This window comes from Micromonospora sp. NPDC048905 (assembly GCF_040649655.1).
Classification (GTDB): domain Bacteria; phylum Actinomycetota; class Actinomycetes; order Mycobacteriales; family Micromonosporaceae; genus Micromonospora.
On record NZ_JBEZFV010000004.1, the window covers coordinates 422,958 to 437,689 of the forward strand.

The 14,732-nt window shown below is 71.2% G+C and carries 15 protein-coding genes and 1 pseudogene; 4 read left to right on the forward strand and 12 right to left on the reverse strand.

Annotation, left to right across the window (positions count from 1 at the left end; all coding sequences use genetic code 11):
- Nucleotides 1-31: 31 nt before the first annotated feature.
- Nucleotides 32-643: a DM13 domain-containing protein gene (locus AB0C01_RS13290; protein ID WP_357571209.1), complete on the forward strand. Its 612-nt coding sequence runs from the start codon at nucleotides 32-34 to the stop codon at nucleotides 641-643.
- 9 nt (nucleotides 644-652) lie between these two features.
- Here AB0C01_RS13290 and AB0C01_RS13295 read toward each other — a convergent pair whose 3' ends face one another.
- Both AB0C01_RS13295 and AB0C01_RS13300 read right to left on the reverse strand, forming a co-directional pair.
- Nucleotides 653-1,255 carry a histidine phosphatase family protein gene (locus AB0C01_RS13295; protein ID WP_357255197.1) on the reverse strand — a complete coding sequence of 201 codons (603 nt, stop codon included), beginning with the start codon at nucleotides 1,253-1,255 and terminating at the stop codon, nucleotides 653-655.
- A 9-nt stretch (nucleotides 1,256-1,264) separates the two neighbouring features.
- Nucleotides 1,265-1,909 carry a transcriptional regulator gene (locus AB0C01_RS13300; RefSeq protein ID WP_357255198.1) on the reverse strand — a complete coding sequence of 215 codons (645 nt, stop codon included), beginning with the start codon at nucleotides 1,907-1,909 and terminating at the stop codon, nucleotides 1,265-1,267.
- Between the two features lie 87 nt (nucleotides 1,910-1,996).
- Here AB0C01_RS13300 and AB0C01_RS13305 point away from each other — a divergent pair, with 87 nt between their 5' ends.
- Entirely contained in the window at nucleotides 1,997-3,127 is a 1,131-nt protein-coding gene (locus tag AB0C01_RS13305; protein ID WP_357571210.1) for a PEP/pyruvate-binding domain-containing protein, read from the forward strand.
- A 41-nt stretch (nucleotides 3,128-3,168) separates the two neighbouring features.
- Here the strand turns inward: AB0C01_RS13305 and AB0C01_RS13310 are convergent, their stop codons facing one another.
- The 9 genes from AB0C01_RS13310 to AB0C01_RS13350 all read right to left on the reverse strand — a co-directional run bounded on the left by AB0C01_RS13310 (nucleotide 3,169) and on the right by AB0C01_RS13350 (nucleotide 11,959).
- Nucleotides 3,169-3,546, reverse strand: coding sequence for an AtzH-like domain-containing protein (locus AB0C01_RS13310; protein WP_357255204.1), 378 nt, complete (start codon nucleotides 3,544-3,546; stop codon nucleotides 3,169-3,171).
- Nucleotides 3,547-3,625: 79 nt separating this feature from the next.
- On the reverse strand, nucleotides 3,626-5,254 hold the full coding sequence (locus AB0C01_RS13315; protein ID WP_357571211.1) for a regulator: 1,629 nt from the start codon (nucleotides 5,252-5,254) through the stop codon (nucleotides 3,626-3,628).
- A gap of 12 nt (nucleotides 5,255-5,266) precedes the next feature.
- Nucleotides 5,267-5,959 (reverse strand): cysteine hydrolase, encoded by a 693-nt coding sequence (locus tag AB0C01_RS13320; protein ID WP_357571212.1) that lies wholly within the window; start codon nucleotides 5,957-5,959, stop codon nucleotides 5,267-5,269.
- A 9-nt stretch (nucleotides 5,960-5,968) separates the two neighbouring features.
- Nucleotides 5,969-6,658, reverse strand: coding sequence for an isochorismatase family cysteine hydrolase (locus AB0C01_RS13325; protein WP_357255211.1), 690 nt, complete (start codon nucleotides 6,656-6,658; stop codon nucleotides 5,969-5,971).
- A gap of 39 nt (nucleotides 6,659-6,697) precedes the next feature.
- The gene (gene atzF / locus AB0C01_RS13330) at nucleotides 6,698-8,500 is read right to left on the reverse strand and encodes an allophanate hydrolase (RefSeq protein ID WP_357255214.1); all 1,803 of its coding nucleotides are present in this window, start codon (nucleotides 8,498-8,500) and stop codon (nucleotides 6,698-6,700) included.
- Between the two features lie 81 nt (nucleotides 8,501-8,581).
- Nucleotides 8,582-9,247: a GntR family transcriptional regulator gene (locus AB0C01_RS13335; RefSeq protein WP_357255217.1), complete on the reverse strand. Its 666-nt coding sequence runs from the start codon at nucleotides 9,245-9,247 to the stop codon at nucleotides 8,582-8,584.
- A 153-nt stretch (nucleotides 9,248-9,400) separates the two neighbouring features.
- A complete protein-coding gene (locus AB0C01_RS13340) occupies nucleotides 9,401-10,660 on the reverse strand; it encodes a SpoIIE family protein phosphatase (protein ID WP_357255220.1) in 1,260 nt (419 codons plus the stop codon).
- Entirely contained in the window at nucleotides 10,657-11,487 is an 831-nt protein-coding gene (locus AB0C01_RS13345; protein ID WP_357571213.1) for an alpha/beta hydrolase, read from the reverse strand. The genes AB0C01_RS13340 and AB0C01_RS13345 overlap by 4 nt, the downstream gene beginning before the upstream one ends.
- Before the next feature lie 235 nt (nucleotides 11,488-11,722).
- Nucleotides 11,723-11,959, reverse strand: a complete 237-nt coding sequence (locus AB0C01_RS13350) for a hypothetical protein (protein WP_357255225.1) — start codon at nucleotides 11,957-11,959, stop codon at nucleotides 11,723-11,725.
- Nucleotides 11,960-12,590: 631 nt separating this feature from the next.
- On the opposite strand from AB0C01_RS13350, the gene AB0C01_RS13355 reads away from it, so the two are divergent.
- On the forward strand, nucleotides 12,591-13,898 hold the full coding sequence (locus tag AB0C01_RS13355; protein ID WP_357255317.1) for a ricin-type beta-trefoil lectin domain protein: 1,308 nt from the start codon (nucleotides 12,591-12,593) through the stop codon (nucleotides 13,896-13,898).
- Between the two features lie 92 nt (nucleotides 13,899-13,990).
- Nucleotides 13,991-14,521 (forward strand): GNAT family N-acetyltransferase, encoded by a 531-nt coding sequence (locus AB0C01_RS13360; protein ID WP_357571214.1) that lies wholly within the window; start codon nucleotides 13,991-13,993, stop codon nucleotides 14,519-14,521.
- Nucleotides 14,522-14,559: 38 nt separating this feature from the next.
- Here the strand turns inward: AB0C01_RS13360 and AB0C01_RS13365 are convergent.
- Nucleotides 14,560-14,694 (reverse strand): annotated as a pseudogene (locus AB0C01_RS13365) (class I SAM-dependent methyltransferase); the annotation flags it as partial.
- Nucleotides 14,695-14,732 lie beyond the last annotated feature (38 nt).

Consider the following 14,732-nt stretch of genomic DNA (forward strand, 5'->3'; position numbering starts at 1 on the left):
TCGACGGTTGCCGCGGCCGTACGCTGCGGTGATGGGAAAGCCGATCTTCCGGTCGCCGGTGGCCTGGGCCGCCCTCGTCTCCGCCGTCGTCGTGACGGCCCTGGCCCTCTCCTGGTTTCAGCCGTGGAAGCTGTTCACCGACACCTACGTCGACGAGGCGCTCCCAGGCGCGGGGACGACGTCGACCGTCCCCGCGCCGACCTCCACGACCCCGGCCCCCACGACCCCGCCCCGCACGACCCTGGCCCCCGCGACCCCGGCCCCCGCGTCGAAGGCCACACCGGCGGCTAACGAGATCCTGGCCGCCGGGACGTTCGTCACCCACGAGCACCAGACGACCGGCAGTGCCGAGATCCACCGGCTCGCCAACGGACGCCACCAGCTCGTCCTGCGCGACCTCAAGACGTCGAACGGGCCGGATCTGCGGGTGTGGCTGACCGACCAACCGGTCATCCGGGGCACGGCCGGCTGGCACGTGTTCGACGACGGCGAATGGGTCGAGCTGGCACGACTCAAGGGCAACAAGGGCAACCAGGTGTACGACCTACCGACCTCGGTGGACCCCCGTGACTTCCGGAGTGTCTCCATCTGGTGCAAGCGATTCTCGGTCTCCTTCGGCGCGGCCGACATCAAGACCACCTGACCCGGCCCCTCACGGGCGTGCGGCCGAGCGGAACCCCGTCCAGCGCAGCTCACCCGACAGGTGGCTCTGGTCGTTGAACATGACGAGCGTGGGCGACAGGCCGGCCCGGTATTCGAGCACGGTGAGGCCGGTGTTCGCGCTGTCCAGGCCGAGCCACCGGGTGGGCGGGGCCGCCAGCGCGTGCCGCACCAGCCACGCGATCGGGTACGCGTGCGTGATGAGCACCTCGTGCGAGTCCGGCTCGGTGCGCTCCGGGGCCGTGGTGAACCTCGCCACCAGGGCCTCCGCGATGCGTGTGCCGGCTGCCGCCTCGGCCTCGTCGTAGCCGTCGAAGAAGCCGGCCCAGGAGCGGGGCATCTCGTCCGCGTTCGGCACGTACGGCACGTGGTCGACGAGTTCGGCCGCCTCGGCGACCGGCACGTCCGGCAGGTGCTTGGCGATCTCCCGCGCGCTCGCGGCGGCACGCGGCAGCATCGAGTGCCACACCGCGTCGATCGGCAGGCCGGCGAGACGCCGACCGAGCAGGTCTGCCTGCCGGTGTCCCACGTCGGTGAGCTGGCCGAAGGCGTCCGCCGCACCGTGTCGGGCCAGGTAGAGGTATCGGACAGCCACGGCGGGAACCTATCGGCTTTCCGGTGCGGCGTCGCGGGCGATCCCGAGTGTCGACAGGAGGTCCTCGTGCAGCTCCATCCACACGGCGTGGCACGATGCGACCCCCACCCCGGTCACCCACCGCCCGTCCCCGGCGCGAGCCCGGGTGAGCGCCGCGTCGAACCGGTCGGCGTAACCGTCGAACCGCCTCAGCACGCTGACGAGCGCGCCGATCAGCCGGGTCAGCTCCACGCCGATCGCGGTGAGCTCGTCCAGCACCCGGCCGTCCCACTGCGGGTCGGTGTGGTCGTTGGACGTCAACCGGTCACCCTCGACCGGCCGCAGCTGCCAGTCGGTGCAGGCCCGGACCAGTCGCCCGTTGAGGGTCTCGAACTCCTTGTGGGCCTGCTCGACGGTGGCTCGCGCGCCCGCCTGGTCCAGCTCCTCGCCAAGCTTCCGGGAGTCCTGCTCGCGGCCGCGCTCGGTGAGCGTCCACCCGCCGGTGCCACCGAACTCGACGTGGGTCACCCACCCGTACGCCTCGAAGTCCAACAGCAGCTCGGCGGCCGTCTCCAGGTCGACGCCGGTGCGGCCGGAGACGGCCGCGTCGTTGGCCACCCCGGCGACCCGCACGGCGTGCAGAACCGACAGGTCCGGTGCTGAGGCATGCGTCATGGTGATCAGCATTCCGACTCCCGCATCGGACGTCAACGTGGCGCTTCGGGTCCGGGTAGGCTCGCCCAGCAGTTGAAAGGGGGTCTGTTGCTGATCGACCTGAGCGACGCCGAACCGGCGACGTCCGGCGGCAAGGCCGCCGCGCTCGCCCGGCTTCTCCGCGCGGGCATGCCGGTCCCACCCGGGTTCGTGGTGCCGACCACCGCCTACCGGGAGACCGACGACGGTCTCCCGGCGGAGCTGATCGACGAGATCGCTCAGGCGCTGCCGCGGATCGGGGACGGCTACCTTGCCGTGCGGTCGTCGGCGACGAGCGAGGACACCGCCCACGCCACCGCGGCGGGGCAGCACGACACCTTCCTGGGCGTGCGCGGCCCCGAACAGGTGGCGGACGCCGTCCGCGGATGCTGGTTGTCGCTGTGGTCCGAGCGTGCCGTGGAATATCGGCGTCGGCAGGGCGACAGACCGTCGCCGTCGATCGCCGTGCTGGTGCAGCGCCTGGTGGACGCGGACGTCGCCGGGGTGATGTTCACCGGCGACGACATCCGGATCGAGGCGTCCTGGGGGTTGGGGGAAAGCGTGGTCAGCGGCCACGTCACCCCGGACTCGTGGACGCTCTCCGGCGGCGACATCACCCACCGGTCGCTCGGCACGAAGGAGACCCGGGTCGACCGCACGGTCACCCGCGAGGTGGCACCGGCCGACCGGGAGCGCTTCTGCCTCACCGACGACCAGCTCACCCGGCTTGGGCAGCTCGGCCGGCGGGCAGCCGACCTGCTGGGTGGCCCGCAGGATGTCGAGTGGGCGATCGCCGGCTCCCGGATCTGGATCCTCCAGTCGCGCCCGGTCACCAGCGCCCTCCCTCCCGCGCCAACGGTCGGCGGCGAGGGCGGTCAGGCCCGCACCGGTACGCCCGGCAGCCCCGGCCGCGCCACCGGGCCGGTGCGCGTCGTGCGTGGCCCCGCCGACTTCGCTCGGGTCCGGCCCGGTGACGTCCTCGTGTGCCGTACCACGGATCCGGCGTGGACCCCGCTGTTCGGGATGGTCGCCGCGGTCGTCACCGAGATCGGCGGTCTCCTCTCGCATGCCGCGATCGTCGCCCGCGAGCAGGGCCTCCCGGCCGTCCTGGCGGTCGCGGACGCGACGACTGCCCTGCCCGACGGCGCGCCCGTGCGGGTGGACGGGAGCACCGGCCGGGTCGCACTCCTCGATCCCTGATCGCGAGTGGCGCCCGGCAGCACGCTGCGTCGGCCACGAAGCTAGCCCACCGAGACGGAGACGTGCGCGGTGACGATCCGCCAGCCGACGGGCAGGCGTACCCAGGTCTGGGTCTGCCGCCCGGTGGCGGCGGTGCCGGCGTACCCGAATCGGGTCGTCACGACCGCCAGGTCCGGGCCGAACGTGGTGACCACCGGATCGACCAGCCGGCGGCCGGCCGGCAGTGGTGGCTGCGCGGCCCGCCACTTGCGCTGCTCGTCCAACCCGTACTGATGGTCGGCGAGGCCGAAACGCACGGTCTGTTCGGAGTCCCAGAAGTACCCGCAGATCTCCTCGGCGTCGCCGTCGGCCAGCGCCCGCTCGTAGGCGGCGAAGGCCGCCGTCACCTCGGCGACCACGTCCGTCCGGTCGATCTCCATGCGGTACGTCCCTTCGATCCGGTGGTCGGGAACTGGCCGGCCCGGTCGGTGGCTTGCCGCCCCGACCGGGCCCGCCGGCTCAGCCGCTCAGTGCCGACGTCCGCCGCTCGCCGTCGGCCCGATCGGCGTCGAGGTCAGCCGGACCGTGCTCCCGGTCCAGTGCGGCCTCCTCCGGGTCGGGCTCGCGGGGAGTGGGGCGACCCAGCGCGAAGATCACGCAGATCACCGCGACGAAGAGGTAGCCGAGTGCCACCTGGCCGTTGGCGTTCCATTCGACGCGCTCGCCGTGGATCAGCCCGATGAACGACAGCGCAGCGCCGGTGCCGGCGAAGATCGCGGCCCGGACGAACCGCTTGTCGATGATGAAGACCACCACCGCGCCGAGCACCAGGCCGGCGAGGATCGCGCCCTGACCGAGCACCAGCAGCCCGTCGTAGACCACGCCCGCGCCGTTGAGCGCATCGTCGCCGACCGCCGCGGCGGTGGTGCCGGCCGCCGCCAACGCGTTGTCGATCTGCCCGGTCGCCCAGGCCGCGATGTTCGGGATCAGCGCGGCGACCACCGCGGCGGCGTGCGCCCGAGGGGTCGCCTGGAACGCCTGTGCGCCGATCAGCAATCCGATGTAGAGCAGGATCGGCACGATGGCCGCCGTCGGGAAGATCGCGCCGAGCAGCCCGAACATGCCGAGGAAGCACAGCACGGCGATCACCACCCCGGTCGCCATCGAGTAACCGCTGCGACCACCGGCCGCCTTCCAACCCGGGTGCCCGACGTAGACGGCCGGCGGGAAGGGCGAGCCGAGCGCGGCCCCGATCACCGCGCCCGCGCCGTCGGCCAGCAGCACACTGCGCAGGTTGTAGTTGTCCCCCGCGGTGGCGGCGCTCTCCACGTTCGTCATGCCCTCGGTGAAGTTGTAGACGCCGAGCGGGATCGCCGTCGCCAGCAGCGGCGCCATGTCGGCCAGCCCGGTGAGGAGCAGGTCCAGCTTGAACGACGGTACGGCGATCGCGATGTCCCGGGCCGCGGCCGTGACGTCCGGCACCGACATCGCCCCTCCGGCCCAGCCGATCGCGGTGCCGAGCAGCAGCGCGGCGAGGCCGATCGGGAAGTTGAACGGCAGCTTCACGTCGGTGAGCAGGCCGATCAGCAGCAACGCGAAGACCGGTAGGGCCACCCAGGCCATCCGCCACATCTGCCCGGCCGGATTCATCGAGATGAACGTGATCGAGATTCCCGCGAGGGTGCCGAGCAGCGCGGCCCGGGGCGCGTACCGGCGGATGTACGGCCCGACGAACGCGCCGATCAGCACGATCACGCCGATGATGAAGGCCCACGCCAGCCCGGCCTCCCAGGCCCGCACGGGGTCCTGGGTGCGCAGGTAGATCGGCAGCATGATGACGAAGATGACGATGAACATGTGCGGCACGCTCGGCCCGTACGGCAGGGCCGTCACGTCGGTGCGGTTCTCCCGTCGCGCCAGCCGGCGGGCCAGCCAGGTGTAGTAGATGTTGCCGGCGACCAGGGCGATGCCCAGCGCCGGCAGGATGGTGCCGAACACCTCCCCCTCGGGAAGGTTCACCACGGCGAGGCAGAGCCCGGTCAGGGTGAGCACGTTGACCAGGACGTTGACGCCGAAGCCGAAGAACGCGTTGGTGTCGCCGCGCACCCAGTACGGGAGCGGGGCGACGGTGGGCTTGGTCGAGACCATGGCTGCTCCCGGTCAGGAAGAGGGTTGCAACACGGTGGTGGTGGGCAGCGCGGCGCGGACCTGCGCCGAGTCGGCGACCCACCCGAAGATCCCGCCCTGGGCGGCGATCATGTCGAGCCCGACCCGCTGGAACTCGGGGAAGTAGGACCCGACGCAGTCGGCGAGCACGAGGCACTCGTACCCGCGGTCGTTGGCCTCCCGGACGGTCGTGTGCACGCACACCTCGGTGGTGACCCCGGTGACCAGAAGACTGCGGACGCCCCGCTCGGCGAGTAGGCCGGCCAGTTCGGTGGCGTAGAAGGCGCCCTTGCCGGGCTTGTCGATGACCGGCTCGTCAGGTAGCGGTGTCAGCTCGTCGATGATGTCGTGGCCGTACTCGCCGCGGACCAGGATCCGGCCCTTGGGTCCGAGGTCACCGATCCGCATGCTGGGCGCTCCGCGGCTGAGCTTGGCCGGCGGACAGTCGGACAGGTCGGGCAGGTGCCCCTCGCGGGTGTGCACGATGGTCATGCCGACGGTGCGGGCGTCGGCCAGCAGCGCCGCGAGTGGCGGGATGGTGCGGCGCAACTGGCCGACGTCGTTGCCCAGGCTCGCACCGAACCCGCCGGGTTCCAGGAAGTCGCGCTGCATGTCGATGACGAGCAGCGCCGTGGTCGAGAGGTCGAAGGTGTACGGGCCGGGCCGTGCGGCGGGGATGGTCAACATGGGCGCACCTCACTGGGCCGTGGCGGCGATGACGTCGTCGGATGTGGTGACGCAGCCGAAGACGCCGCCCTGCATGGTGACCATGTGCAGTGCCGCGTCGTGGTTGGCCTTGTCGGTGGCGCCGGTGCAGTCGGAGAGAATCAGGCACTCGTACCCCCGGTCGTTCGCCTCGCGCATCGTGGTGTGCACGCAGACGTCGGTGGTGATGCCGGTGAGGATCAGGTGGGTGATGCCCCGGGTGCGCAGCACCAGGTCGAGGTTGGTGGCGTAGAAGGCGCCCTTGCCGGGCTTGTCGATGATCACCTCGCCGGTCACCGGGGCGACCTCGGGCACGATCTCCCAGCCCGGCTCGCCCCTGATCAGGATCCGGCCGGCCGGGCCGGGCGTGCCGATCTCGGCGCCGATGCGGGCCGACCGCCACCGCTTGTTCGCCGGCAGGTCCGACAGTTGCGGGTCGTGCCCCTCCCTGGTGTGGACGACGAGCATTCCCAGCAATCGGGCGTGCTCCAGCAGCCGGGCGGTGGCCGGCAGGCCGGCCCGGGTGAGGCCGATGTCGTAACCCATCGCGTCGACGTAGCCGCCCGGTCCGCAGAAGTCGGTCTGCCAGTCGATACAGAGCAGTGCGGTTCGCGCGGTGTCCGCCGCGCCGTCGTACGGCCACGGGTAGGGGTTGGCCGGTACCGGCCCGATGCTGCCCATCCTCTCGCCTCCTGTCGTCGTCGCTGGTGCCTGTCCGCGCTAGCGCCGGGTGGCGGCGCGGCGGTAGGCCCGCCACCCTCCGGTGGCGCTGATGTCCTCGGCCGGCGGGCCGGCGGCGTACGCCTCGCAGAGGAAACCGAGCACGTCGCGCCCGTCGTCGAGCCGGACCCAGCCGAGCGAGAGTGGGGCCGGGACCCCGGCCAGCAGACCGCCGACGGCGGAGCCGGGCAGTCGCCACAGCTCGACCTCGATCGAATGACCCGCCGGCTCGTCCGGTGCCACGCGGACCAGGCCGGGCAGTCCCTCGCCGTCGGGGGTGTCCATCCGGACGAGCCGGTAGAGCGGCGCGGTGCGGGCGGTGTCGACGAGCGCGGCACCCTGCCCGACCAGCTCACCGTTGCGGGACTCGCCCGTCAGGTGCCGGCCCACCACGGCGACCAGGAGTTCCGCCGGACGCTGCGCCGGTGGTGAGCTGACCTCGACCGTTCGGGTTGGTGGGCCGCCGTCGGTGAGGGTGGCGGCCAGGCGGGACAGGGTGGTGTCGCTGAACGCCGGGCCGACCAGGGTCAGGCTCGCCGGGCGACCGGTGCTGGTGAACCCGTTGGGTACGGTCACCGCGGCCAGGTCGAGCAGGTTCGCGAACTGGGTGTAGCGGCCGAGCATGGCGTTGCGCCCGATCGGGTCCTCGGCGATCTCGTCGAGCGTGAACGTGGTGCCGACGGTGGGCACGACCAGCACGTCGATGTCCTGCCAGAGCTGGTCGACCTGCGCCCGCAGCTCGCGCAGGCGGTGCTGGCCCCGAAAGGCGTCGATGGCGTCGTAGCGCCGCCCGGTCTCCAGCACGGTCCGGGTGACCGCGAGGACCGACTCGGGATGCGACCGCAGGAAGCCGTCCAGCGCGACGAGCCTCTCGGCGACCCAGGGTCCCCGGTAGAGCAGGTCGCCTGCCTCGAAGAAGTCGCCGAGCGGCACCGACCGAGGGGTCCCGACGAAGGTGCGCAGCCGTTGCACTCCCGCGACGAACCGAGCCTCCTGCCCGGCGTCGCCGAAGAACTCCAGGTCCTCTGCCCGGGGCACTCCGAGGCGGAGCGTCCCCGGCAGGCGGGCAACCACCCGCTCCGCCGGCAGCGGACGTCCCCAGGGGTCGGCCGCCGTGACGCCACGGGCCGCGTGCAACACCTCGACGGCGCCGGCGACGTCGGCGGCGAAGACCGACACGCAGTCCAGCGAGCGGCAGGCCGGCACGACACCGGCCGCGCTGAGCAGACCCCGGGTGGGTTTGAGGCCGACGATCCCGTTCAGTGCCGCCGGCACCCGACCGGAGCCGGCGGTGTCCGTACCCAGGGCGAAGCTGACCTGGCCGGCGGCGACCGCGACCGCGGAGCCGGAGCTGGAGCCGCCGGAGATCAGCCCGCCACCGAAGACGCTCTCGCAGCTGCCGTAGGGCGAGCGTGCGCCGGTCAGGCCGGTGGCGAACTGGTCGAGGTTGGTCTTGCCGACGAGCATCGCGCCGGCGTCGAGCAGTCGGCGCACCACCGGCGCGTCCTCGGCGGCGCGGTACCCGAAGTCGGGGCAGCCGGCGGTGGTGATCATGCCGGCCACGTCGATGTTGTCCTTGACCGCGAACGGGATGCCGTACAGCGGCAGCGCGGGATCACCGTGGCGGGTCAGCGACTCGGCGCGTTCGCGCAGGTGCTCAGCCGGGACGGTGCTGATCCAGACCGGCCCGCCGGCACGTCCGGCAAGCCCGTCCAGGACGCGCTCGGCCTGGGCCGCCGGGGTCAGGCCGCCATCGCGGTACGCCGACCGAAGCTCCGAAATGGACCCTACTGGTTCTGGCATACAGTCGATTGTCGACCGAACTGTTACGGGAACCAGCGCGCTGTGTAACGACGACATGACGGCACCCGGGCCGCGCCGCGCCTAACCGAGGTACGAGCGCGCCCCGTGCCCCGCGAGCACGGTGAGCACCTCCTCCGCGTCTCCCCCGGCGACCGCCTCGAACAGCCGCTCGTGCCGGTGGACCCCGTCCAGCGGCTGCGCCAACTCGGCCTCCCGGCGCAGGTTGATCGCCATGTAGAGCTGCAACTTCACCAGGATCGAGCCGTACACGGCGGACAGTTGGCGGTTACCGGCGAGCGCCACCAGCGCGACGTGGAACTCCCGGTGCGACTCGGCGACCGCCATCCGGTCGCCGGACCGGGTCGCCTCCCTCATCTGGTCCAGGGTCGCCCGCAACCCGGCCAGGTCGCTCTCCCGGCCGACCGGGATCCCGGCCCGCACCGCGAACTGTTCCAACATGTCCCGCAGCTCGTACAGCTCCCGCACGTCGCGGTCCGACAGGGTGGCCACCCGGACTCCCCGCCGCGGCACGTGCTCGACCAGTCCCTGTTGGGCCAACAACCGCAGCGCCTCCCGCAACGGAGCCCGGCTGATCCCCAGCCGTCGGGTCAGCTGCTCCTCCACCAGGCGTTCGCCCGGGTCGCTCTTGCCGCTGAGGATCTCCCGGGTCAGCCGGGAGACGGCGAGGTCCACCAGACTGACGCTCTCCAGCTCACCATCCACCGACGAAGCGGCCACGTCGTTCACGCCGATGAGTCTGCCACCCGCCCCCGGCCGACCGGTGTGGCCTGGTCGCCTCGTACGACCTGTCTCCGGTGCCGCCGCCTCCGACGGCATCGCCCGGCGTCGCGCCGCGCCGATCGGCGGCCGGCAACCAGCGGGCTTCTGGGGTTTGGCCGGTCAGCGTCGCATCGGTGGGGCGCCGATGGCCAGGACCGCGGTGTCGTCGGTGAGCCCGTCGCCGAACGTGTCGAGCAGATCGGTGACGGCGGCGACGGTATCGGCGGCGGTGGCGGGCGCGAGAGAGCCGGCAAATCGGGCGAGAGCCGCCGCTCCGTAGCGACCGTCGGCGGTCTCACCGCCATCGACACGAGCCTCGGTGAGTCCGTCGCTGTAGAGGAACAACGTGTCGCCGGGGTTCGCCACGATCGTGGTGTTGGTGTACCGGGACTGCGGGAAGGCCCCCACGATACGGCCCTTGGTGGGGTGGTAGTGGGTCGCGCCGTCGGCACGCAGCAGCAACGGTTCCGGGTGCCCGCCGCTGGCGATGATCGCGGTGAAACCGCCGACGGCCGGCGTGGGTGTGAGGATGCCGAACACGACGGTGCAGTAGCGCGCGTCCGAGCGGTATTCCTGCCAGAGCACGGTGTTGAGGTTGTGCAGCGCGGCAGCGGGATCGGGGTCGTAGACGGTCGCGGCGCGCAACGTGTAGCGGGCCAGGGCGGTGACGGCGGCCGCTTCGACGCCTTTGCCGCTGACGTCGCCGAGGAAGAACCCCCAGCGGCCGTCGATGAGCGGGAACAGGTCGTAGAAGTCGCCGCCGACCTGGTCGGTGGAGGCGGCCCGGTAGTACGCGGCGCTCTCCAGCCCGGGCGGGGTCTGCAGTACGGCGGGCAGGAGACTGCGTTGCAGTTGGCTGACGAGATGTCGTAGCCGTTGGTCCTCGCGCTCCGCGGCCCTGCGGGCGTGGAGAAGCTCTCTTTCGTAGGCGCGGCGCATCTTCGCGTCGAAGATGGCCGTCCGGATGAGTTGGGGTTGCCCCTCGCTGCCGGTCTTGACGACTGACGTGACGAGGACCGGCATCCGGGAGCCGTCCCTGGTGCGAAGTTCGAGGGAGACACCGGCGATCTCGCCCTGCATGGCGAGCATCGGCGCGAAGTGGGTCTCGTGGTAGATCCGGCCGCCACCGGTGAGCAGATCACTGAAGCGACGCCGGTCGACGAGCTCCTCGCGGCGGTAGCCGAGCCAGCCCAGCAACGTCTCGTTGATCTTCGCGATGGTGCCGTCCAGCAGGGTGGACAGGTACCCGCAGGGCGCATTTTCGTACAGGTCTTCGAGGTTGTCTTCAAGCAGGGCAGGAAAACCGACCCCACTCGGCTGGGCACTCCCGTCATCGCCCAGGCCCTGACCGTCCGGGTCGGGCCCCGCGGTGGCGGTCATCGGTAGGCGGCCCTGACGAACGACGTGATCGCTGCGGCCGTCGCCTCCGGCGCGCTCAACTGCGGGCAGTGCCCTGTCGCATCCAGTGTGACGAGTCGACTTCCAGGAATCTGCCGATGGACGAATGCCCCCACCTCGGGCGGTGCGATGGCGTCCTGAGCACACTGCAGGATCAGGGTCGGAACTCTCACGCTGGCGAGATCCGTGCGGTTGTCGGACAGGAACGTCGCCCGGGCGAACACCTGCGCCATGGCGGGATCCGTCCGGCAGAAGCTAGCCGTCAACTCTTCACCCAGCTCCGGCCGCTCGGGATTGCCCATGATCACGGGCGCCATGGTCGACGACCAGCCGAGGTAGTTGCTGTCGAGTGAATCGAGCAGGTCGTCGATGTCCTCGCGAGTGAAGCCGCCCCGGTAGTTCTCGTCATCGATGTAGCACGGCGACGGGGTGACCAGGACAAGTGCGGAGAAGCGGTCCGGTTCGCGGTTCGCCGCGAGGACCCCGATGCTCGAACTCACCGAGTGCCCGACGAAGATCGGCTGCTGGAGGTCGAGGTCCTGGCAGATGGTCAGCACGTCGTCGGCGTAGCCGTCCAGGGAGGCGTACCGGTCTGCGTCCCAGGCCATCGGGTCGGCCTTACCTGATCCGACATGATCAAACAACACCAACTGGGCCCATTGTCCGATTTCGGCGACCAGATGGCGCCACATCTGCTGATCGCAGCCGAAGCCGTGCGCGAGCACAAGAGTCGGGCCGCCCTCACGACCGGTCACCATCACGTTGTTGCGGTCCCGCACAAGCATCCGCCCATCTTCCATCACCCGCATCGGCGGTCCAAGCAGGGCTCACCTGCCCTGGGCTGGAGGTGGCCGCCGGCGCGGCGGATGCGGGTCCGGTCTGCTCGACCTCCGCCACGGCCGCCGTGACCTGCGCCACGCCGAGTGCCGCCAACGCCGCGTGCGGCTCGGCCACCGGCGTTGCTGGTTCCGGGTTCGGCGGCGGCGTTTCCGGCCCACCCCGCCGCCAGGCAACGGCGGGGCGGGCCGGTGGCACCGCGTCGGCTCACCCGTCGCCGGCGGCACGGTGGCGGTCGGCCTCGGCGTCCGCGGCACCTGTCGGAACGCCGTCGCTGTCGCGGGCGGCGTGGGACAGGTCCACGTCCGCTCCGGTCCGGGCGGCGTCGGCCGCCGCGTCGTCCGCGCCGACGATCTCCCCGCCAGCGTCGGCACCCGCGCCGTCGTCGTCGATGAGCTGTTCGGGGGCGGCCAGTGCGATTGGTACGTACCTGGGCTCGGTCATCTCGTCCTCCTCCGGGGTCCCTGCGTGCTTCCCCTACCGCTACCCCGAGGAGTGCTCGACACACCCTCGACCATGTCGGCGAGGGGGTGCACGGACACCGTCCAGATGAGAGCCAGCTGCACCGCGACGATCTGCGGGGCATCTCCGGCGCATCGGCGTCGCGCTCGGAACGGGCAGCGGACCGTCGGCCAGCATCACGCTACGTAGTGACGTCATACGTCAGACGATGATGCTAATCTATTTCGGCGCGGTAAACGGATCTCGACTGCGGAAGGATCACGATGCCATCGGATCGGCCGACAGTCAGCTCCGCCTTCACGCGTCATACCCGTGCACGGGCGGCCGGCAACATCCCCACGGCCGCGGCAGGACGCACAGTCGTCCTGCCCAGACGACGGGCGATCGCCGCCGCGACGCCCGTCCCTGCCCGTGCGGACTCCGGCATCGCCGCGTCCAGCCACGCCGTCCCCCGCTGGTCGTTGTCCCGCCAATCAGAACGGGACGTCCGCCCAGCTGCGTGTCGCCGACGCGGGTCGAATGCCGCACGTCGTCAGCAACGCATACCCAAGGAGGTTTGACTGTGCCACTTCGAAAACTCACCACCCCCTGGATAGGGGCGGCCATGGCCGCCATGATGATGGTCGCCGTCGGGGCGTACGTCATCATGACCGGCGCATCCGCATCCGCGGCCAGCACCGCCGGCTGCGGCAAGGCGCCCGGATTGAACAGCGGCACCCACACCATCCAGAGCAGCGGAAAGAGCCGCAGCTTCATCCTTCGGCTGCCCGACAACTACAACAACACCTATGCCCACCGGCTGGCCTTCGGGTTCCACTGGTTGGGCGGCACCTCCAGCCAGGTCGCGGGCGGCGGCACCGACGGAGCGTCGTGGGCCTACTACGGCATGCTCTCGCAGGCGAACAACACGACGATCTTCGTCGCCCCGCAGGGCCTCAACGGCGGCTGGGGCAACTCCAACGGTGAGGACGTCACCTTCACCGACGACATGATCCGCATGATCGACAACGCGCTCTGTGTGGACACCACCCAACGTTTCTCGGTCGGGTTCAGCTACGGCGGCGCGATGAGCTACTCGTTGGCGTGTTCCCGGCCGAACGTGTTCCGTGCGGTCGCGGCAATCGCCGCCCCCGGGGCGATCAGCGGATGCAGCGGCGGCACCCAGCCAGTGGCGTACCTGGGGATTCACGGCATCAACGACAACATCGGGAGCGGACGGTCGCTGCGCGACAGGTTCGTCCGGAACAACGGCTGTGCCGCGCAGACCCCGCCGGAACCGCGGGCGGGCAGCCTGACCCACATCACCACCGCGTACTCGTGCCAGCCCGGATACCCGGTGCTCTGGGCCGCCTTCGACGGCGGCCACCAGCAGGGGCCGGTGGACGGGTGTGCCGGCTGTGAGAGCGGCGCGCGGAGCTGGGTCAAGCAGGAGGTGTGGCGGTTCTTCAGCCAGTTCGGGTCCACCGTGCCGCCCACCAGCGCACCGCCCACCACCACTCCCCCGCCGTCGAGCCCGCCGCCGGGTGGTCAGCAGAACGTGCAGATCGTGGGTAGCCAGTCCGGCCGCTGCGTCGACGTCCCCGGTTCCAGCACCACCAACGGGGCCCGCCCGGCGCTGTGGGACTGTCACGGTCGCACCAACCAGCGCTGGACCCACACCTCCAACCGCGCCCTGACCGTCTACGGCAACAAGTGCCTGGACGCCAGCGGCGCGGGCAGCAGCAACGGCACCGCTGTCATCATCTGGGACTGCAACGGCCAGGCCAACCAGCAGTGGAACCTGAACGCCAACGGCACCATCACCTCTGCCCAGTCGGGGCTCTGCCTCGACGCCGTCAACTCCGGCACGGGCAACGGAACGCAACTGCACCTCTGGGCCTGCCAAGGCAGCGCCAACCAGCAGTGGAGCACGCGCGCCTAGTGCCACATCCGGCTACTGCCGGAGACGCGCCGCCCGGGCACTTTCCCGGGCGGCGCGTCGCCGTCGGCTACCGGCCCGCCTACCATTTCGCCATGCAGGACAGCACCGACGGCGTACGGATCAGACGCGGTAGCCCGGCCGACGCACCCGCCGTACTGAAGATGCTCGACGCCGCGGTGACGTGGATGAACGATCGGGGCAATACCGAGCAGTGGGGCACCACCCCGTTCTCCGCGAAGCCCGGCGGGGCCGACCTGGTCGACCGGTACCTGACCGAGAACCTCCCGTACATCGCTGAGCTGGACGGGACACCAGCCGCGACCCTGGTGCTGGACTCCGGGCCCAGCCCGCGCGCACCGATCGCGCCCGCGGCAGAACCCGAGCGGTACGTCCGCCTCCTGGTGACCGACCGACGGTTCGCCGGTCGACGCCTCGGAGCGGCCCTGTTGGCGCACGCCGTGGAGGAGACCCGACGCGCCGGCGTGCGGTTGCTCCGGGTGGACTGCTGGGCGGGCGGTGGTGGCGAGTTGGTGGCGTTCTACGAGCGCAACGGGTTCACCCCCACCGACACCTTCCGAGCTGGCTCCTGGCCGGGGCAGGTGCTGGCCCGGCGGGTCGACTGAGTCGTACCCGCTGTCTCCGCGATGGGGCGAACACGTCCTCAACGGCGGGTGGCGCGGTGCAGCGCGGCGACACCGCCACTGAGGTTGCGCCAACCCACCCGCCGCCAGCCCGACGCGGCGATCCGCTCCGCCAGGTCCCGCTGATCCGGCCAGACGCGGATGGACTCGATCAGGGGTCGTACCGTTCGGTGACGCCGTCGAACATCGCGGC

Coding starts and splice junctions, on each gene's coding strand:
- AB0C01_RS13300 (WP_357255198.1), bottom strand. CDS start 1,909: ATGACGCATGCCTCAGCACCGGACCTGTCGGTTCTGCACGCCGTGCGG.
- AB0C01_RS13340 (WP_357255220.1), bottom strand. CDS start 10,660: ATGACCGCCACCGCGGGGCCCGACCCGGACGGTCAGGGCCTGGGCGAT.
- AB0C01_RS13350 (WP_357255225.1), bottom strand. CDS start 11,959: ATGACCGAGCCCAGGTACGTACCAATCGCACTGGCCGCCCCCGAACAG.
- AB0C01_RS13355 (WP_357255317.1), top strand. CDS start 12,591: ATGATGATGGTCGCCGTCGGGGCGTACGTCATCATGACCGGCGCATCC.
- AB0C01_RS13315 (WP_357571211.1), bottom strand. CDS start 5,254: ATGGTCTCGACCAAGCCCACCGTCGCCCCGCTCCCGTACTGGGTGCGC.
- AB0C01_RS13310 (WP_357255204.1), bottom strand. CDS start 3,546: ATGGAGATCGACCGGACGGACGTGGTCGCCGAGGTGACGGCGGCCTTC.
- AB0C01_RS13360 (WP_357571214.1), top strand. CDS start 13,991: ATGCAGGACAGCACCGACGGCGTACGGATCAGACGCGGTAGCCCGGCC.
- AB0C01_RS13325 (WP_357255211.1), bottom strand. CDS start 6,658: ATGGGCAGCATCGGGCCGGTACCGGCCAACCCCTACCCGTGGCCGTAC.
- AB0C01_RS13345 (WP_357571213.1), bottom strand. CDS start 11,487: ATGCGGGTGATGGAAGATGGGCGGATGCTTGTGCGGGACCGCAACAAC.
- atzF (WP_357255214.1), bottom strand. CDS start 8,500: ATGCCAGAACCAGTAGGGTCCATTTCGGAGCTTCGGTCGGCGTACCGC.
- AB0C01_RS13320 (WP_357571212.1), bottom strand. CDS start 5,959: ATGTTGACCATCCCCGCCGCACGGCCCGGCCCGTACACCTTCGACCTC.
- AB0C01_RS13290 (WP_357571209.1), top strand. CDS start 32: ATGGGAAAGCCGATCTTCCGGTCGCCGGTGGCCTGGGCCGCCCTCGTC.